At 73.8% G+C, this 17,620-nt stretch carries 15 protein-coding genes and 2 tRNA genes; 13 read left to right on the top strand and 4 right to left on the bottom strand.

Translation table 11 applies throughout. The features are described 5' to 3' along the window. The first annotated feature begins 96 nt into the window (after nucleotides 1-96). The 3 genes from ACR9E3_RS12425 to ACR9E3_RS12415 all read left to right on the top strand — a co-directional run bounded on the left by ACR9E3_RS12425 (nucleotide 97) and on the right by ACR9E3_RS12415 (nucleotide 3,434). Nucleotides 97-3,129 (top strand): UPF0182 family membrane protein, encoded by a 3,033-nt coding sequence (locus tag ACR9E3_RS12425; protein ID WP_460380588.1) that lies wholly within the window; start codon nucleotides 97-99, stop codon nucleotides 3,127-3,129. A 93-nt stretch (nucleotides 3,130-3,222) separates the two neighbouring features. Then, nucleotides 3,223-3,296: transfer RNA gene (locus ACR9E3_RS12420), tRNA-Met, on the top strand. Between the two features lie 64 nt (nucleotides 3,297-3,360). Beyond that, nucleotides 3,361-3,434: transfer RNA gene (locus ACR9E3_RS12415), tRNA-Met, on the top strand. Nucleotides 3,435-3,480: 46 nt separating this feature from the next. Here ACR9E3_RS12415 and ACR9E3_RS12410 read toward each other — a convergent pair. Both ACR9E3_RS12410 and ACR9E3_RS12405 read right to left on the bottom strand, forming a co-directional pair. After that, a complete protein-coding gene (locus tag ACR9E3_RS12410) occupies nucleotides 3,481-3,855 on the bottom strand; it encodes a DUF952 domain-containing protein (RefSeq protein WP_460380587.1) in 375 nt (124 codons plus the stop codon). Between the two features lie 4 nt (nucleotides 3,856-3,859). Continuing rightward, the gene (locus tag ACR9E3_RS12405; RefSeq protein WP_460380586.1) at nucleotides 3,860-4,375 is read right to left on the bottom strand and encodes a GNAT family N-acetyltransferase; all 516 of its coding nucleotides are present in this window, start codon (nucleotides 4,373-4,375) and stop codon (nucleotides 3,860-3,862) included. 184 nt (nucleotides 4,376-4,559) lie between these two features. Here ACR9E3_RS12405 and ACR9E3_RS12400 point away from each other — a divergent pair, with 184 nt between their 5' ends. Together ACR9E3_RS12400 and ACR9E3_RS12395 are read left to right on the top strand one after the other, a co-directional pair. After that, nucleotides 4,560-4,868 carry a YggT family protein gene (locus ACR9E3_RS12400; protein WP_285655188.1) on the top strand — a complete coding sequence of 103 codons (309 nt, stop codon included), beginning with the start codon at nucleotides 4,560-4,562 and terminating at the stop codon, nucleotides 4,866-4,868. An 89-nt stretch (nucleotides 4,869-4,957) separates the two neighbouring features. Next, nucleotides 4,958-5,554 (top strand): class I SAM-dependent methyltransferase, encoded by a 597-nt coding sequence (locus ACR9E3_RS12395; RefSeq protein WP_460380585.1) that lies wholly within the window; start codon nucleotides 4,958-4,960, stop codon nucleotides 5,552-5,554. Nucleotides 5,555-5,557: 3 nt separating this feature from the next. Here the strand turns inward: ACR9E3_RS12395 and ACR9E3_RS12390 are convergent, their stop codons facing one another. Continuing rightward, the gene (locus ACR9E3_RS12390; RefSeq protein ID WP_460380584.1) at nucleotides 5,558-6,502 is read right to left on the bottom strand and encodes an alpha/beta fold hydrolase; all 945 of its coding nucleotides are present in this window, start codon (nucleotides 6,500-6,502) and stop codon (nucleotides 5,558-5,560) included. Nucleotides 6,503-6,541: 39 nt separating this feature from the next. Here ACR9E3_RS12390 and ACR9E3_RS12385 point away from each other — a divergent pair, with 39 nt between their 5' ends. From ACR9E3_RS12385 to ACR9E3_RS12365, 5 genes are all read left to right on the top strand, one after another. Next, nucleotides 6,542-7,753, top strand: a complete 1,212-nt coding sequence (locus ACR9E3_RS12385; RefSeq protein WP_460380583.1) for a glycoside hydrolase family 3 N-terminal domain-containing protein — start codon at nucleotides 6,542-6,544, stop codon at nucleotides 7,751-7,753. 62 nt (nucleotides 7,754-7,815) lie between these two features. Next, nucleotides 7,816-8,988 carry an acyl-CoA dehydrogenase family protein gene (locus ACR9E3_RS12380; RefSeq protein WP_460380582.1) on the top strand — a complete coding sequence of 391 codons (1,173 nt, stop codon included), beginning with the start codon at nucleotides 7,816-7,818 and terminating at the stop codon, nucleotides 8,986-8,988. A gap of 19 nt (nucleotides 8,989-9,007) precedes the next feature. Beyond that, nucleotides 9,008-10,117 carry an acyl-CoA dehydrogenase family protein gene (locus ACR9E3_RS12375; RefSeq protein WP_460380581.1) on the top strand — a complete coding sequence of 370 codons (1,110 nt, stop codon included), beginning with the start codon at nucleotides 9,008-9,010 and terminating at the stop codon, nucleotides 10,115-10,117. A 154-nt stretch (nucleotides 10,118-10,271) separates the two neighbouring features. Further along, a complete protein-coding gene (locus tag ACR9E3_RS12370) occupies nucleotides 10,272-12,431 on the top strand; it encodes an elongation factor G (protein WP_460380580.1) in 2,160 nt (719 codons plus the stop codon). Between the two features lie 64 nt (nucleotides 12,432-12,495). Further along, nucleotides 12,496-13,830, top strand: coding sequence for an MFS transporter (locus tag ACR9E3_RS12365; RefSeq protein WP_460380579.1), 1,335 nt, complete (start codon nucleotides 12,496-12,498; stop codon nucleotides 13,828-13,830). A 3-nt stretch (nucleotides 13,831-13,833) separates the two neighbouring features. On the opposite strand, the gene ACR9E3_RS12360 is transcribed toward ACR9E3_RS12365, so the two are convergent. Next, entirely contained in the window at nucleotides 13,834-14,691 is an 858-nt protein-coding gene (locus tag ACR9E3_RS12360) for an NmrA family NAD(P)-binding protein (protein WP_460380578.1), read from the bottom strand. A 156-nt stretch (nucleotides 14,692-14,847) separates the two neighbouring features. Here ACR9E3_RS12360 and prfB point away from each other — a divergent pair, with 156 nt between their 5' ends. From prfB to ftsX, 3 genes are all read left to right on the top strand, one after another. Beyond that, nucleotides 14,848-15,963, top strand: coding sequence for a peptide chain release factor 2 (prfB, locus tag ACR9E3_RS12355; RefSeq protein WP_285655207.1), 1,116 nt, complete (start codon nucleotides 14,848-14,850; stop codon nucleotides 15,961-15,963). Nucleotides 15,964-16,024: 61 nt separating this feature from the next. Next, nucleotides 16,025-16,714: a cell division ATP-binding protein FtsE gene (ftsE, locus tag ACR9E3_RS12350; RefSeq protein ID WP_460380577.1), complete on the top strand. Its 690-nt coding sequence runs from the start codon at nucleotides 16,025-16,027 to the stop codon at nucleotides 16,712-16,714. After that, nucleotides 16,715-17,611, top strand: coding sequence for a permease-like cell division protein FtsX (gene ftsX / locus ACR9E3_RS12345; RefSeq protein WP_460380576.1), 897 nt, complete (start codon nucleotides 16,715-16,717; stop codon nucleotides 17,609-17,611). Nucleotides 17,612-17,620 lie beyond the last annotated feature (9 nt).

Below are 17,620 nucleotides of genomic sequence, written 5' to 3'. Positions count from 1 at the left end.
GGCGACCCCACACTGTGTTCGTAGAGTGGCGGTCGCACGCGTGCCCCGGGCACCCGTGTCCCGCCCCTGATCTGGCAAGTCCTGGAGAGTGACCCCGTGGCCAACCGGCCCCCGACGGCGACCCCCCAGCTGTCGCGACGGACGAAGACGCTGCTGATCGTCGGCGCGGTGGCGCTCGTCGTGCTGCTCGGCGGGGCGCGGTTGGTCGACGTCTACGTCGACTGGGCCTGGTTCGGCGAGGTCGGCTTCCGGGGCGTCTTCACGACGATCCTGTGGACCCGCGTGCTGCAGTTCGTCGTCGCGGCGGTGCTCATGGGCGGGCTGCTCGCGCTCAACCTCGTCATCGCCTACCGGGTGCGACCGGTGTTCGTGCCCGTGGCCGGCACCGCGGCCGAGGACCCCGTCGCCCGCTACCGCACGGTCGTGCTCGCGCGGCCGCGCTGGTTCGCGATCGGCATCCCGGCGGTGGTCGCGCTCATCGCCGGGCTCTCCGCGCAGGCCGACTGGCAGACCGTCCAGACGTTCCTGCACTCGGTGCCCTTCGGCGTGCAGGACCCGGTCTTCGGCCACGACATCTCGTTCTACGTCTTCCAGCTGCCCTTCTACCGGTGGCTGCTGAGCTGGCTGTTCGTCGCGATCGCGGTGAGCTTCGTGGCCGCGCTCGTCGCCCACTACCTCTTCGGCGGCATCCGCCTGGCCGGGCGCAGCGGCGCCGTCGCCCCCGCGGCGCGCGCCCACCTCGCCGTGCTGGCCGGCACGTTCGTGCTGCTCAAGGCCGTCGCCTACTTCTTCGACCGCTACGAACTGCTCTTCTCCGACCGCAAGGCCGCCGAGGGCGGCGCCAACTTCTTCGGCGCCACCTACACCGACCTCAACGCGGCGATGCCGGCCAAGCTCATCCTGCTGATCATCGCGGTGATCTGCGCCGCGGCGTTCTTCTCGGCCGTGGTGCTGCGCAACCTGCAGATCCCGGCGATCGCGCTCGCCCTGCTCGTGCTCTCCAGCGTGCTGGTCGGGGCGGCGTGGCCCGCGGTGCTCGAGCAGTTCTCGGTGCGGCCGAACGCGATCGACCGCGAGGCCGAGTCGATCTCGCGGAACATCACGGCGACCCAGCAGGCGTTCAACCTGGGCAACGTCACGACGGTGCCCTACGCCCCGCAGGTCGCGACGGCGGCGGGGAGCACGCCCGTCCCGCCGCAGGACGTGGCCAACAGCCAGGCGACGCTGAACAACATCCGCATCCAGGACCCGTCGCGGCTCAACCGCACCTTCGCCGTCCAGCAGCAGCTGACGAATTTCTACGCGTTCTCGCCGCTGCTCGACATCGACCGCTACACGGTCAACAACCAGCGCCAGGACTTCGTGCTCGCGGCCCGCGAGATCAACCCGGACGCCCTGATCGGCAACCAGCAGGACTGGATCAACCGCCACCTCGTCTACACCCACGGCCAGGGCCTCGTGTCGGCACCGGCCGACCGCGTCAACGTGCCCAGCAACGCCGAGGCGAGCCAGGGCGGCCTGCCGGCGTTCGAGGTCAGCGACTCGAGCAACCCCGGGCCGTTCAACCTGAGCCCCGACGGCGCGCGTATCTACTACGGGGAGTTCCTCGGCGGGGCCGACGACTACGCGATCGTCGGTGGCAACCCGGGCTCGACCCCGGGCGAGTACGACGGGCCCGGGCGCCCGGCGTCGGCCTACACCGGTGCCGGCGGCGTGCCGCTGGGCAACTGGGCGCAGCGGCTGATCTTCGCCGCCGCCTACGGCGAGCGGAACATCCTGTTCAACGGCTCGATCGGCTCCGACTCGCGGATCATGTACAACCGCACGCCTGTCGACCGCGTCGAGAAGGTCGCGCCCTGGCTGCGCACCGACGTCGACCCGTACCCCGCGGTCGTCGACGGCCGCCTGCAGTGGATCGTCGACGGCTACACCACCCTGCCGCGCTACCCGTACGCGCAGCAGGTCGACCTCGGGCAGGCCACCGACGACTCGCTGCGGCCGGCGTCCGCGGCCGGCTCGGTGGGCTACATGCGCAACTCGGTCAAGGCGACCGTCGACGCCTACAGCGGCGAGGTGAAGCTGTACGCGGTCGACGAGCAGGACCCGGTGCTGAAGACCTGGATGGGCGTCTTCCCGGGGGTCGTGCAGCCGTCGGCGGACATCCCGCCGAGCCTGCGGGCGCACTTCCGCTATCCGGAGGACATCTTCAAGGTCCAGCGCGACCTGCTGACGCGCTACCACGTCGAGAACCCGCGGGACTTCTTCTCCACCCAGAACTTCTGGACCGTCCCGGAGGACCCGACCCGCGAGGCGAACGCGGCGATCCCGCCGTACTACCTGCTCGCCGGGGATCCGCGCCCGGGCGCGCCGCCGGACACGCAGTTCCAGATGACGAGCACGCTGCTGGCGCTGTCCCGGCCGAACCTCTCGGCGTACCTGTCGGTGAGCTCGGAGCCGGAGAACTACGGCCAGATGACCGTGCTCGAGCTCCCGGCCCAGCTCACCGGCGACCAACGCGGGCCGCAGGGTCCGCAGCAGGTCCAGGCCGAGCTGCTGACCAGCCAGTCGGTCAACGGCGGGCTGTTCACGCTGCGGCAGTCCGGCACGCCGGTCCAGGTGCAGTACGGCAACCTGCTCACGCTGCCCGTGGCGGGCGGTCTGCTCTACGTGGAGCCGATCTACGTCGAGCGGAACGCGCAGACCTCGTTCCCGCAGCTGTTCGGCGTGATCGCCCGGTTCAACAACGGCGACATCGGCTACGCGCCGACGCTGCAGGGCGCGCTGCAGGCCGCCTTCCAGGGCGTCCCGCTCCCGCCGGGGCTCACCGTGCCGGGGCTGGGCACGGCCCAGCAGACGCCGACGCCGCAGCCCGGGGCGAACACGGGCGGCGGTCCGCTGCCGGCCGGGACACCGGGCCAGGCGCTGAGCCCGCAGCTCACCGAGGCCGTCACGGCGATGAACGACGCCCTCGACCGGCTCTCGACGGCCCAGGCCGCCCGGGACTTCCGGGGGATCGGCGACGCCGAGGCCGCGCTCGACGCCGCCATCGCGCAGTTCCGCTCCGCCACCGGGGCCGCACCGGCGACGCCGACGACCCCGGCCGGCGCCGCCGCCGGCACCGGGGGCTGACCCTCGGGGCCGGTCCCCGGTGCCACGCGGCACCGGGGACCCCCCGTCCCGGCGGGCGGTGGGCCGGGTTGTAGAGTCACGGATACAACGCAGCGCGGGGTGGAGCAGCTCGGTAGCTCGCTGGGCTCATAACCCAGAGGTCACAGGTTCGAATCCTGTCCCCGCTACGACACCGGCGCCGGAGTGATCCGGCCGTCGGGATCCCCCGGCCCAGGGCGACGGGCCACCCGACGCGGGGTGGAGCAGCTCGGTAGCTCGCTGGGCTCATAACCCAGAGGTCACAGGTTCGAATCCTGTCCCCGCTACGCGCGATACGGCCCCCAGGACACGGTCCTGGGGGCCGTTCCTCGTTCAGGGCCCGGCGATCTCCGGGGGCGGGCGGAACGTCCCGTCCGGCTGCGGCACCAGCGCGTGCACGGCCACGACGGCGTCCAGGGGCAGCGGGCCGTAGACGTGGGGGAACCACGGCCCCCGCGGGTCCTCGCCGCCCTGCGGGCCGACCCCGGGCTCCCAGCGCACCGCGACACCGAGCGCCGCGAGACGGTCGGTGTCGACGACGAGCACGACGACGTCGGTGCGCCCCGGGAAGAGGTACCCCGCGGGCAGGTGCACCGTGCCCGGGTCCGAGCAGTGCACGAACCCGACCTCGTCGAGCGACGGCGGCCGGCGCGCACCGTCCACTCGGGCGGCCTCCAGTTCGGCGGCCGTGCAGAGGTGCAGGATCACCGGCTCACCCCACCGGGACGGTCGGACGGCTCGGGCGATGGGCCTCCCAGCGCCACACACGCCCCCGTTTCCCGGACTCGTCGCGTCGCCGCGACTGCACGCGCACGAGGCCGGTGGCCGTCAGCACGCTCGCCGCCGGGGCGCGTTCGGGCAGGGTGTGGGCCACCACGGTCTGCACGTCGGGGTCGGCGAACGCCTTCGCCACGAGCGCGCGGGTCATGGCCGTCGCCCAGCCGCGGCCCTCGAACGGCGGGAACGTCCAGAACGCGATCTCCACCCGGCCGGCGCGCACGGGTCCCTGGAACCCGCAGGTGCCGACGACCTGGTGGTCGCGCGGGTCGACCGCGAAGAACGTCCGGGGCTGCTTCGGGGTCGTCGCCGGGCCCGGGCAGGCCGGTGTCTCGGCCTCGGAGCGCAGGACGGCGTCGACCAGCGGTTCGACACCCAGGGTGCGGACCTCGGCCAGCCCGGGTGCACCGGGGCCCGTCAGTCGTTCGTCGACGGGCACCAGGACGACCACGTCTCCTCCTTCGGCGATTCCCGGCAGCGACCGCCGACCGTAGCCAATCCGGTGTCCGGGCGGGAGCCGACGCACCCATCGCCGCACCGACACCCCTGTGACGTGCCCGGACCGTCCCGCCGCGTCCCGTCCTGCCCGGTCCCTGCGTGCCGGTCCCGTCGGCGGATGAGGCACTCTGGAGCACATGGACGCGGTGTGGCTCGTGGTGTACTACGCGCTCTTCCTGTTGTGGCTCTTCGTGGTCGGCCGGCTCGTCGTGGAGATCGTGCGCAGCTTCGCCAGGGACTGGCGGCCCGCGGGGGCCACGGCCGCCGGGCTCGAGGTGCTGTTCATGGTCACCGACCCGCCGGTCAAGCTGCTGCGACGCCTCATCCCGGCGGTCCGGATCGGCAACATCAGCCTCGACCTGTCGATCATGATCCTGCTGCTCGTGACGTTCATCCTCATGCGCGTGGTCGACGGCCTCATCGAGTCCCCGTTCCGCGTCGGGTGAGCCGCGCCACCGCCGGGAAGGTGTGGCGCTCTGCGCACCCCGGGCTCCCGGCTGGGCGTCCCCCGCGTGGAGCTGCCACTGTGTCCATCGTGAGTCCCGTCCGCGACTTCATGACCTTCGTGACCTCGGCCGTGCGGGCCCCGGCCGTCATCGGTGCCGTGGCCCCCAGCGGGAGGGCGCTGTCCGACCTCCTGGCCTCCGTGGCGCCCGCGGAGGGCCACCCCGTGGTCGTCGAGCTCGGCCCCGGGACCGGCGTCGTGAGCGCGGCCCTGCGCCGGCGTCTCCCTGAGGGCGCGCGGCACCTCGCCGTCGAGATCGACCCGGGGATGGTCGAGCACCTGCGGCGCACCCGGCCCTGGCTCGAGGTCCTCCAGGGCGACGCGGCCGACCTGCAGAAGCTGCTCGCGGACGTCGGGGTCGACCGGGTCGACGCGGCGATCAGCGGGCTGCCCTGGACGCTGTTCCCGGAGTCGGCGCAGCGGGGGATCATCGAGCAGGTCACCCGGGTGCTCGCCCCGGGCGCGCCGTTCACGACGTTCGCCTACAGCCACGTCACGCGCTTCCCGACCCAGCGCCGCTTCCGCGCCGTGCTGGAGCAGGAGTTCGCTGAGGTGACCGTCACCCCGACGGTGTGGCGCAACCTCCCGCCGGCGCTGGCCTACCAGTGCCGGCACCCGCGGGACTAGCGCTCACCCCCGCGACGCGACCCGCGGGCCGATGGATGCCACGTCCAGCTCGGCGGGCGCGGTCGTGTCGCAGAACTCGGTGAGCAGCGCGGCGAACCGCTCCGGCTCGTCGCAGTGCGGGAAGTGCCCCGCGCCGCCGAAGAGCTCGAGACGGCCGTGGGGGACGAGCGCGGCGGCCCGGTGGGCGTGGCCGACGGGGATGACCGGGTCGCGCTCACCCCAGACGATCATGGTCGGCAGGCCCTCCGTGAGGTAGAGCCGCTCGGTGCCGCTGACCCGCTGCCCGCGCGGGCCGATCACGGCGCGGACGGTGTCGACGAACGCGTCCAGGTGCGCCCGTTCGGTCAGCGACGCGGCGTGGCGCGCGGTCTCGCGCAGCGACACCGCCTCCTCCCCGAACGACGGCAGGGCGGCGGCGAACCGCAGCGCGCCCGCCCCGAGCCCGAGCACCCCGGTGGAGGCGAGCGCCGGGAGCACCCACTCCGCGCCCGGCAGCGACGCCAGGCGCAGCAGCGGGCTCACCCCGCGGCCGAGCCCGCCCGAGGAGACGAGCACCAGCCGGGTGCACATCTCGGGGAACTGGTACGCGAACTGCATCGCGACGCCGCCGCCGAGCGAGTGCCCGACCACGGTGACCCGGCGGTGGCCCAGCACCGAGAGCAGGTCGCGCAGGCCGTTGGCGTAGGCGCCGAGCGAGAAGTCGCCGCCCATGCCGGCCGACTCGCCGTGCCCGAGCAGCTCGGGAGCCAGGAGCAGCCGGTCGCAGCCCGTGCGCTCGTAGGACCGCAGCACGGGGTCCCAGGTCTCGGCGCTGCCCGCGATGCCGTGGACGAGGACGACGACCTCGGGGTCGCGGGGATCGCCGTCGCCCGCCGTCGCGTCGGGGCACGCCTCGACGTAGGACATCCGGGCGCCGTGCAGCGTGCGGGTCTGGCGGGTGGCGGTCATCGCGGACCATCCTCGCCCCTCCGGCACAATCACGCCCCGATGCCCGCCCGCCGCGCCCTGCTCGCCGTCGCCGCCGCCGCCGTCCTGCTGGTCCTCGCCGCGTGCGGGCAGCAGCCGGCGCCGCCCGCGCCGGCCCCGACCACCGGACCGGCCGACGCCGGGGGCCCGAGTGCGCGGTCCGCCACCCCGCCGGGACAACCACCGGCCGACCCCGCCGCGGCGTGCGTGGACCGGGTGGTGGCGGGGCTCGACACCCGGGGACGCGCCGCCCAGCTGATCATGGCCGGAGTGCCCGCGGACGGGCTCACCGCGGCCGGGCGGACGGCGCTGGCCCAGGGCGCGGGCGGGGTGATCCTCACCGACGCCGCGGGCGGCGAGGCCTCGGCGACGCAGGTGACCGGGACCGTCCGGGAGATCCAGGCGGCCGCGCGCATCCCGGTGACGATCGCCGTCGACCAGGAGGGCGGGCGCGTCCAGGACCTCGCGGGCGAGGGCTTCAGCCGCATCCCGCCGGCCGTCACCCAGGGCCGCGACGTCGGCGGGCTGCGCACCGACGCCCGCGACTGGGCCCGCGAGATGGCCTCCGCCGGCGTCACCCTCGACCTGGCGCCGGTCGCCGACGTCGTCGACCCCGACCTGGGGCAGGCCAACGAGCCGGTCGGCGCCCTCGGACGGGGCTTCGGCACGGACCCCGCGCGGGTCGGCGACGCCGTGTCGGCCTTCGTCGGCGGGATGGGCGAGGGCGGGGTCGGCACGACGCTCAAGCACTTCCCGGGCCTGGGCAAGGTCCGCGAGAACACCGACTTCGCCGGGGCCACCGACCGCGCCACGACCGTCGACGACCCCGCGCTGGCCTCGTTCCGCGCCGGGATCGCGGCGGGCGCGCCCGCGGTCATGATGTCGTCGGCGATCTACGCGCGGATCGACCCCGACAACCGCGCACTGTTCTCCCGCGCGGTGATCACCGACCTGCTCCGGGGCCGCCTCGGCTTCCGGGGCGTCGTGACCACCGACGACGTCGGGGCGGCGGCCGCGGTGAGCGACGTGCCGGTCGGGCAGCGGGCGGTGCGGTTCGTCGAGGCCGGCGGCGACCAGGTCCTCACCATCAAGCCGTCCGACGTCGCGCCGATGGTGGACGCGCTGAGCGCCGAGGCCGACCGCGACCCGGCCTTCGCCGGGCGGCTCGAGGAGAGCGCGCGGCGCATCCTGGCCCTGAAGTCCGACCGGGGCCTCGTGCGCTGCCGGCCCTGACGTGATTACCCACCGGTAGTCCGGCCCTGCGGAGTCGCGGGGGCTTCTGCCAGAGTGGCGCCGTGGACCTGAGCTACACCGCCGAGGAGGAGCAGTTCCGCACCGAGCTGCGGACCTGGCTCGCGGCCAACATCCCGCAGGAGTGGACGCAGCCGGGCTTCTGGCGCTCCCTCGACGACGCCGAGTCGTTCCGGCTGCGCCGCGACTGGGAGGCGTCGAAGACGGCGGCGGGCTTCTCCGGCATCCAGTGGCCGACCGAGTACGGCGGGCGCGGCGGCACCCCGGGCATGAAGGCCATCTACGACGAGGAGATGGTCCGCGCCCACGCGCCGCAGACCGTCAACACCCTCGGGCTGACCTTCCTCGCGCCGACCGTCATGGCGATCGGCTCCCCGGAGCAGAAGGCCGAGATCATCGGGCCGATGCTGCGCAACGAGGTGATCTGGTGCCAGGGGTTCTCCGAGCCGGGCGCCGGCTCCGACCTCGCGGCCGTGTCCACCCGCGGCGTCCGCGACGGCGACGACTTCGTGGTCAACGGCCAGAAGATCTGGACGACGAACGCCGTGCACGGCGACAAGATCTTCACGATCGTGCGCACCGAGCCGGGCTCCGAGCGCCACAAGGGCCTGTCGATGCTGCTGATCGACATGGACCAGCCGGGCGTCGAGGCCCGCCCGCTCAAGCAGATGAGCGGGGCCAGCGAGTTCGGCGAGGTGTTCTTCACCGACGCCCGCGTCCCCGCGACGGACTGCCTCGGCGAGATCGGGGAGGGCTGGCGCACCGCGATGCTGCTGCTCTCCTTCGAGCGCGGCGCGTCGGGCGTCGGCCAGTACACCGAGTTCCGCCGCCAGTACGACGAGATCGTCGAGCAGGCGAAGCGCTTCGGGCGCTCGGACGACCCGGTCGCCCGCCAGAAGCTCGCGAGCTGCCTGGTCGAGCTGGAGTGCCTGCGCTACCACGCGATGCACATCCTCACCCAGGTCGAGCAGGGTCGTGACCTCGGCTCCGAGTCGTCGATGACGAAGCTGCAGTGGTCGGAGACCTTCCAGGACCTCTGGGAGGCGTTCGACGACGTCCTCGGCCCGGAGGCCTCGCTCGCGGCGCCGCGGCCCGACGTCGACCTCACGCCGTTCCAGGCGCAGGCCATGTGGTCGCGGTCGGTGACCATCTGGGGCGGCTCGTCCCAGGTCCAGCGCAACATCGTCGCCGAGCGCGTGCTCGGCCTGCCTCGGTAGACACCGCAGAGGAGCTCGCGTGTTCTTCGCGCTGACCGACGAACAGCAGGCGTTCGCGGAGACGGTCCGCGACTTCGTCGCCGACCGCTTCGACCTGGACGCCGTCCGGGCCGTGGTCGAGGACCCGGACGGCGACGGCCACCCGCTGACGCTGTGGAAGGGCCTCGCCGACCAGGGCGCGCTGGCCGTCCTCGTGCCCGAGGAGCACGACGGGCTGGGCCTGGGGCTGCTCGACGCCCAGGTGATCGCCCGCGAGCTCGGGCGTGCCGTGGCCCCCGGCCCGTGGACCACGTCCGTGCTCGCCGCCGAGGCCCTGCGGCTGGCCGGCTCGCCGGAGCAGCAGGCCGCCTGGCTGCCCGGCCTGGCCGCCGGCGAGACCGTCGGCACCGTCGCCCTGCGCGGCGAGGCCGGGACGTGGGACGGGAGGGGCATCACCGTCGACGCGTCCGGCGAGCGACTGTCGGGCACGGCCTCGCCCGTCGACTACCCCGCGGTCGCCGGCCTGGTCGTGGTCGCCGCGACCGACGCGCAGGGCGCCCCCGGGCTCTACCTGGTCGAGGCGGGCGCGTCGGGCCTGGCGGTGCGCGACCAGCGCACCTACGACGGCACGGCCCGGGTCGGCGCCGTGGAGCTCGCCGACACCCCGGCCGAACCCCTCATCGGCGGCCCGCTGTCCGGCGCCGCGGCCGTCGGCGCCCTGATGGCCCGCGGCGCGGTGCTCACCGCGGCCGACCTCGTGGGTGTCGCGCGCGAGGCGCTGACCCGCACCATCGACTACGACCGCGACCGCAAGCAGTTCGGCGTCCCGGTCGGGTCGTTCCAGGCGATCAAGCACACGATGGCCGACCTGCACGTCGGGGTGACGATGGCCGAGCACGCCGTGCTCTTCGCCGCGCACGCGCTCGACGCCCGGGACCCCGGCGCCGACGTCGCGGTGGCCGTGGCCAAGGCCAAGGCCGCGGACGCCGCGTGGGACGCGACCGGCGCGATGATCCAGTTCTTCGGCGGCATCGGCTTCACCTGGGAGCACGAGGCGCACTTCTTCTACAAGCGTGCCCGCCGTCGGGCGCCGCTGTTCGGCTCGGCGGCGGAGCATCGCGAGCGACTCGCGGTGCTGACCATGGACTAGGGAGACGGAGCGGAGCGGAGCTCGACCCATGGACCAGGGAGACGGAGCTCGACCCATCCGGGACTGCCCCTTGTCGTGATCTCGGTCACTCCGGTGAACTGACGGTGTCGGCGCGATGGCGCGCCGGCACCGAGCCGCAGCCGGGGTGATCGAGATGAGCGGAACGAAGGCGGGCGACGGCGCCCGGAGAGCACGCAACGGGCGATCGGGGGGTTCGGGGGGCGATCCCGCGCCCGACGACCCGGCCGCCCTGCGCTCGGTCGCGATCGTCGGGCCGATGGCCTCGGGCAAGACGACGCTGATCGAGGAGCTGCTCGCGGCGACGGGCACGATCCCGCGCGCGGGCTCGGTGACCGCGGGGACGACGGTCACCGACCACGACCCGGACGCCCGCCGCCAGCAGCGGTCGGTCGCGCCGTCGGTGGCGTCCCTGGCCCACCGCGACATCAAGGTCAACCTCGTCGACACCCCGGGATGCCCCGACTTCCTCGGCGAGGTCCGGGCGGGTCTGCGCGCCGCGGACGCGGTGCTCTTCGTCGTGGGCACCGCGGACGCCGCGGACGGGGTGGCCGCACCGACCTCCGCGCTGCTCGCCGAGTGCCGGCGCGCGGGACTGCCCGCGATGCTGGTGCTCTCCCGCCTCGACCACGCGCGCGCCGACGAGGCCGCCGCGCTGGCCACGTGCCGTGAGGTCGCCGCCGGGTCGGGGGAGGTCCTCGTGCCGGTGACCCGCACCGAGCGGGGCGCCGACGGCGCCGTGACCGCCGTCCGCCCCCTGCTCGACCCCGAGGGTCCCGACCCGACGGCCGAGGACGACGACGACCTGCGGCGCGAGCTCGTCGAGACGCTCATCGAGCAGAGCGAGGACGAGGCGCTGCTCGAGAACTGGATCTCCGGGGAGCCGGTGTCGCTCGCCGCGCTGCGTGACGACCTCGCGACCGCCGTCGCGCGGCGGTCCCTCATCCCCGTGGCCGGCGTGAGCGCGCCGGCCGGCGCCGGGCTGGACACGCTGCTCGACCTCGTCGTCGACGCCGTCCCGCCCCCCACCGCGCACCGGCCGCTGCCCGCCCACGGCCCGGACGGGGCCGGCCACGACCCGGTGCTGCCGGACCTCGACGGGCCCGTCGTCGCCGAGGTGCTGCACACCGGCACCGACGCCCAGGGCAGCCGTGTCTCGCTGGTGCGCGTGTTCTCGGGGCGCCTGCGTCCCGACAGCACGCTGACGGTGTGCGGCGACCCGCTGCGCGTGCCCGCGCCGCGGGACGGGGAGGACCCGACCGGCGAGGAGACGGCCGCCGCCGCGTCCCGCGAGACCATCCGCGTCTCCCGGGTGTACGCGCCGCTGGGGGCGACCCTGCGGGAGGTGCCGTGGTGCGTCGCGGGCGACGTGTGCGCCCTGACCCGGCTCGGGGCGGCCGGCACCGGCGACACCCTGTGCGGCGCCGAGGACCCCGTGGGCCTCGACGGCTGGGAGCTGCCCGAGGCGCTGCTGCCCGTCGCCGTCACCGCGGCCGACCGGTCGGCCCAGGACGCCATGGCCCGGGGGCTGGCGCGCCTGGCCGCCACCGAGACCACGCTGCGCGTCGAGCGCAACGAGGACACCCACCAGATCGTGCTGTGGTGCACCGGCGAGGCCCACGCCGACGTCGTGCTCGCCCGCCTCCGGGCGGCGGGGGCGACCGTCGAGGTCACCGACGTGGCGGTGCCCGGCCGCGAGACGGTCGCGGGCCCCGCGGCCGGGCTCGGGCGGCACGTCAAGCAGTCCGGCGGGCACGGGCAGTTCGCGGTCTGCCGCATCGAGATCGAGCCGCTGCCGCGGGGGTCCGGGGTCGAGTTCGTCGACAAGATCGTCGGCGGGGTGATCCCGCGGGCCTACATCCCCGGGGTCGAGAAGGGCGTGCGCGCCCAGCTCGACGCGGGCGTCACGCCCGGCCGGCCCGTCGTCGACGTGCGCGTCACGCTGGTGGACGGCAAGGCGCACAGCGTCGACTCGTCGGACCAGGCGTTCCAGACCGCGGGCTCGATGGCGATCAAGGAGGCGGTCGCCGCCGCGGGCACCGTCGTCATGGAACGGCTGTACGAGGTCGAGGTGACCGTCGAGGACGCCCAGCTCGGGGCGGTGCTCGGCGATCTCGCGTCGCGGCACGGCCGGGTGGTGGGCACCGAGCCGGGAGACCCGGGCTCGACCCGGGTGCGGGCCGAGGTGCCCGAGCAGGCGCTGCTGCGCTACCCGGTGGACCTGCGCGCGCTGACCTCGGGCACGGCGAGCTTCACCCGGCGCTTCAGCCGCTACGAGCCCGTCGCGGGCGGTTGATCCCTTCCGGGTGGTCGGTGCGTCTGGCTACGGTCCGCGCACCGACCACCTCAGGGAGTCCGCGATGTCGCAGAGCCCGTCGAGCACCACCGGCAGCCCCGCCGAGCCGTCACCGGCCGAGGTGCGCCGGGTCGCCCTCGCGAGCCTCGTCGGCACCACCATCGAGTGGTACGACTTCTTCATCTACGCCGCCGCGGCGGGGCTCGTGTTCTCCCAGCTGTTCTTCACCGCGCTCGACCCGAGCACCGCGCTGCTCGCATCCTTCGCGACCATCGGCGTCAGCTTCGTCGCCCGCCCGGTGGGCGGGATCCTCGCCGGCCACCTCGGCGACCGGGTCGGGCGCAAGAAGATGCTCGTCGCGACCCTCCTGGTCATGGGTCTGTCGACCACCGGTGTCGGCCTGCTGCCCACCTACGCGTCCATCGGTGTAGCGGCGCCGATCCTGCTGCTCGCGCTGCGCCTGCTGCAGGGCCTGTCGGCGGGCGGCGAGTGGGGCGGGGCCGCTCTCATGGCCGTGGAGCACGCCCCGCCCGGGCGCCGCGGCTTCTTCGGCACCTACCCGCAGATCGGGGTGCCGCTCGGGCTCATCCTCGCCAACGTCGTCTTCCTCGTGGCGTCGTCGGTGACGAGCCGCGACCAGTTCCTCGCCTGGGGCTGGCGGGTCCCGTTCCTCCTGTCGATCCTGCTGGTCGGGGTCGGGCTGTTCGTCCGGGCCCGGGTCGGCGAGAGCCCGGTGTTCACCCGGCTGCGCGAGCAGCGGGCCCGCCGCTCGGCGCCGATGCTGACGGTGCTGCGCGACCAGCCCCGCGCCCTGCTGATCGCGATCGGGCTGTTCATCGCCAACAACATGATCGGCTACCTGCTCATCGCCTTCATCACCTCGTACGGCACCCGCACGCTGAAGCTCTCCAGCGCGACGATGCTCGCCGTCGGGATCGTGGGGGCCGTCGTCTGGGGCATCGTGATCGTGTGGGGCGGCGCCTGGTCCGACCGCGTCGGCCGCAAGCGCGTCTACCTGATAGGGACGATCGCCCTGCTCGTCTGGTGCTTCCCGTTCTTCCTGCTGCTCGACACGGCGTCGCTGCCGCTCATGCTGCTCGCCGTGGCCGGGCTCGGCGTCGGTCTCGGCCTCACCTACGGACCGCAGGCCGCCGCGTACGCAGAGCTCTTCCCCGCCGACGTGCGCTACAGCGGCGCCTCGTTCGCCTACGCGCTCGGCGCGATCATCGGCGGCGGCTTCGCCCCGCTCGCCGCGCAGGCGCTGATCGGGGCCACGGGCACCTCGCTGTCGGTGTCGGTGTACATGGTGGTCGTCTGCCTGATCACCCTCGCCGCCGTGCTGGCGCTGCGGGAGGGGACGCCGGCCGAGCGCGAGGCGTTCGTGCTGGGCGAGGCCTGACGCCTACGCCGCGGCCGTGAACGCGTCCGCGTGGTCGCGGGCGAAGTCCCCGACGTCGGTCGCCGGGCGGCCGGTCACCTGCTGCACGGCCGGGTCGACCGTCGCGGCCTCGCCGCGGGCGTAGTGGGCGTAGTCCTCGACGAGACCCTCGAGCTGCCACGGGGGCACCACCCCGGACAGCGCAGCCGCGAACGTGTCCGGGGCGACGTCGTCGAAGGCCACCGAGCGTCCCGTGGCCGCGCCCAGCGCGTCGGCGATCTCGGCGTGGGTGACGGCCCGGGGTCCGGTCAGCGTGTACGTCGCACCCGCGTGGCCCGGCTCGACGAGGGCCGCGGCCGCGACGGCGCCGATGTCGCGGACGTCGACGGCGCTGACGGCGGCGTCGCCGACGGGTGCCCCGAACCGCCCGGTGCGCGCGATCGCCCCGGCGAACGCGAGCAGCCCCTGGAAGAAGAGGTTGGGCCGCAGCACCACGCGCTCGACGGGCAGCGTCGCCAGGTGCCCCTCGACCTCCGCGTGCCAGCGCAGGAAGCGCACCGGCGAGGCCGGGGCGGCGGCGTACTGGGACAGCACGACCAGGCGCCGCACCCCGGCGGCGACGGCCGCGTCGGCGAAGCGGACCTGGCGCTCGGCGGCCCGCTCCGAGGACGGGGTGACGAGGTAGGCGGCGTCGACGCCGTCGAGCGCGCGGCGCAGGGCGGCGTCGTCGTCGAAGTCGGCGACGGCCGTCACGGACCCGGCGAAACGCTGTGCCTGGTCGTGCGTGCGGACCATGACGCGGGGTGTCGCGTCGGTGGTCCCGAGCGCGGCGAGGGTCGCGGCACCGGTGGCGCCCGTGGCCCCGGTGATCAGGATGGTCATGGTCGGTCCTCCTCCGAGATCGGTGCTCCATGTCGAGAGCAGTGCTCTCGCACTACGGAACGGTGCCACGCCTCCGTCCTCGTGGCAAGAGCACTGCTCTCGCTTCCTTCCTCCCGTGTCGGCGGTGCCGTCACCCCGGGCGATTACGCTGGGGGAGTGGACGACGCGACCGCGACCGAGCTGAAGGACCTCGCCGCCTCCCTCGACAGCGTCGAGGCGGCGATGGACCTCGAGGGTCTGCGGCGCGAGGTGGCCGAGCTCGAGCAGCAGGTCGCGGCGCCGGACCTCTGGGACGACGTCGAGACCGCGCAGAAGCTCACCAGCGCGTTCACGCACAAGCAGGCCGACCTGCGCCGCGCCGAGTCGCTGCGCTCGCGGCTCGACGACCTCGGCACGCTCTACGAGATGGCCGACGAGTCCGAGGGCTCGGACGCCACCGAGCTGCGCGGCGAGGCCGACGAGGAGCGGGGCTCGCTGAAGGCCGACGTCGCGTCGTTCGAGGTCCGCACGCTGCTCTCGGGCGAGTACGACGAGCGCGACGCGCTCGTCACCGTCCGGGCCGAGGCGGGCGGCGTCGACGCCGCGGACTTCGCCGAGATGCTCCTGCGCATGTACCTGCGGTGGGCCGAGCGCCACGGCTACCCGACCGAGGTCTACGACACCTCCTACGCGGAGGAGGCCGGCATCAAGTCGGCGACGTTCAAGGTCTCGGCGCCCTACGCGTACGGCACCCTGAGCGTGGAGCAGGGCACCCACCGGCTCGTGCGCATCTCGCCGTTCGACAACCAGGGGCGGCGCCAGACGAGCTTCGCCGGGGTCGAGGTGGCGCCGGTCGTCGAGTCCACCGACCACGTGGAGATCGACGAGAAGGACCTCCGGGTCGACGTCTACCGCTCCAGCGGTCCCGGCGGGCAGGGCGTCAACACCACCGACTCGGCGGTGCGCCTGACCCACCTGCCCACCGGCATCGTCGTGAGCTGCCAGAACGAGCGCTCGCAGCTGCAGAACAAGGCGACCGCCATGACGGTGCTCGCCGCGAAGCTGCTCGAGCGCCGCCGCGCCGAGGAGCGCGCCCTGCTCGACTCGCTCAAGGACTCCGGCTCCAGCTGGGGCAACCAGATGCGGTCCTACGTCCTGCACCCGTACCAGATGGTCAAGGACCTGCGGACCAACCACGAGACCTCGCAGACCAGCCAGGTGCTCGACGGGTTCATCGACGACTTCCTCGACGCCGGCATCCGCTGGCGCAAGCAGACGGAGTCCGCGGCCTGACGACCCTGACCGTCCTGACCCCGGCCGGGGAGATCACGGGCCGTCAGTAGCATCACGGTCCGTGATCCGGCTGGAGAACGTCTCGAAGGTCTACCCGACCTCCACGCGGCCGGCCCTCGACGACGTCAGCGTCGAGGTCGAGCGGGGCGAGTTCGTCTTCCTCATCGGCCCGTCGGGATCGGGCAAGTCGACGCTGCTGCGCCTGCTGCTGCGCGAGGACGTCCCCACCGGCGGCAGCGTCTGGGTCGCCAACTGGAACGTCGGCCGGCTCGCCCGGCGCCGGGTGCCGCGGCTGCGCCAGCGGATGGGCTGCGTGTTCCAGGACTTCCGCCTGCTGGCCAACAAGACGGTCGCCGAGAACGTCGCGTTCGCGCTCGAGGTGATCGGCAAGCCGCGGCACACCATCCGCACGGTGGTGCCCGAGGTCCTCGAGATGGTCAACCTCGCCGGCAAGGCCGACCGGATGCCCTCGGAGCTCTCCGGCGGCGAGGCCCAGCGGGTCGCGATCGCGCGAGCGTTCGTCAACCGGCCGCTGGTTCTCCTGGCCGACGAGCCCACCGGCAACCTGGACCCCGAGACGTCGACCGGGATCATGACGCTGCTCGAGCGGATCAACCGCACCGGCACGACGGTGCTCATGGCCACGCACGACCGCCAGATCGTCGACAGCATGCGCCGGCGGGTCGTCGAGCTCTCGGCGGGCAAGCTCGCCCGCGACGACGACCGGGGCGTCTACGGGGTGGTCCGGTAAATGCTCTTCGTGTGGCGCGAGGCGCTCGTCGGGCTGCGGCGCAACCTGACGATGACGATCGCGATGGTGATCACGACCGCGATCTCGCTGGGCCTGCTCGGCGCAGGCCTGCTCGCGGTCCGCACGATCGACCGCACCGAGGACCTCTACTACTCGCTCATCGCCGTGCAGGTGGCGCTCGACGAGCCGACGAGTGCCGACGACCCGGACTGCTCGACGCCCGTGTGCACCGAGCTGCGGCGCGACCTCGAGGCGGACCCGCTGGTGGCGTCGGTGGAGTACGAGAGCCGGGACGCGGCGTTCGCGCGCTTCCAGCGCATCTACGCGGGCCAGTCGATCCTGCAGCTCGTGCGCCCGCAGAGCCTGCCCGCGACCCTGCGCGTGACGATGAACGACCCGCTGCGCGGCGCCGAGATCGTGCAGCAGTTCACCGGCAAGCCCGGGGTGCGCAACGTCGTCGACCAGCGCAGCACGGTCGCGGACCTGTTCTCGTTCCTCGGCAGCGTGCGCAACGTGACGTTCGGGCTCGCCGTGGTGCAGGCGGTCGCCGCCCTGCTGCTGATCTCCAACACCATCCAGCTCTCGGCGTTCACCCGACGGACCGAGGTCGGGATCATGCGCCTCGTCGGCGCCACCCGCTGGTACACACAGGTCCCGTTCCTCATCGAGGCGGTCGTCACCGGCGTCGTCGGGGCCGTCCTCGCGACCGGCGGGCTCGTGGCCGCGAAGGTGTTCTTCCTCGACCGGCTGCTGTCGGGACGCCTGCTCGCCAACACGATCCCGCCGATCGGGATGACCGACGTGCTCGGTTACGTTGGACCTGTACTGGTGGTGGTCGGAGCGGTGATCGCCACGGCCACGGGGTACGTCACCCTGAGGCTGTACGTCCGCACGTAGAGGAGGTTG

This window comes from Actinomycetospora sp. C-140 (assembly GCF_054796175.1).
This window is presented reverse-complemented; position numbering and strand designations above follow the sequence as displayed.

What these genes read in the sequence shown, in the direction of transcription:
- ACR9E3_RS12400 (WP_285655188.1), top strand. Translation starts at nt 4,560, where the DNA reads ATGGACGCGGTGTGGCTCGTGGTGTACTACGCGCTCTTCCTGTTGTGG.
- ACR9E3_RS12360 (WP_460380578.1), bottom strand. Translation starts at nt 14,691, where the DNA reads ATGACCATCCTGATCACCGGGGCCACGGGCGCCACCGGTGCCGCGACC.
- ACR9E3_RS12365 (WP_460380579.1), top strand. Translation starts at nt 12,496, where the DNA reads ATGTCGCAGAGCCCGTCGAGCACCACCGGCAGCCCCGCCGAGCCGTCA.
- ACR9E3_RS12390 (WP_460380584.1), bottom strand. Translation starts at nt 6,502, where the DNA reads ATGACCGCCACCCGCCAGACCCGCACGCTGCACGGCGCCCGGATGTCC.
- ftsX (WP_460380576.1), top strand. Translation starts at nt 16,715, where the DNA reads ATGCTCTTCGTGTGGCGCGAGGCGCTCGTCGGGCTGCGGCGCAACCTG.
- ACR9E3_RS12385 (WP_460380583.1), top strand. Translation starts at nt 6,542, where the DNA reads ATGCCCGCCCGCCGCGCCCTGCTCGCCGTCGCCGCCGCCGCCGTCCTG.
- ACR9E3_RS12370 (WP_460380580.1), top strand. Translation starts at nt 10,272, where the DNA reads ATGAGCGGAACGAAGGCGGGCGACGGCGCCCGGAGAGCACGCAACGGG.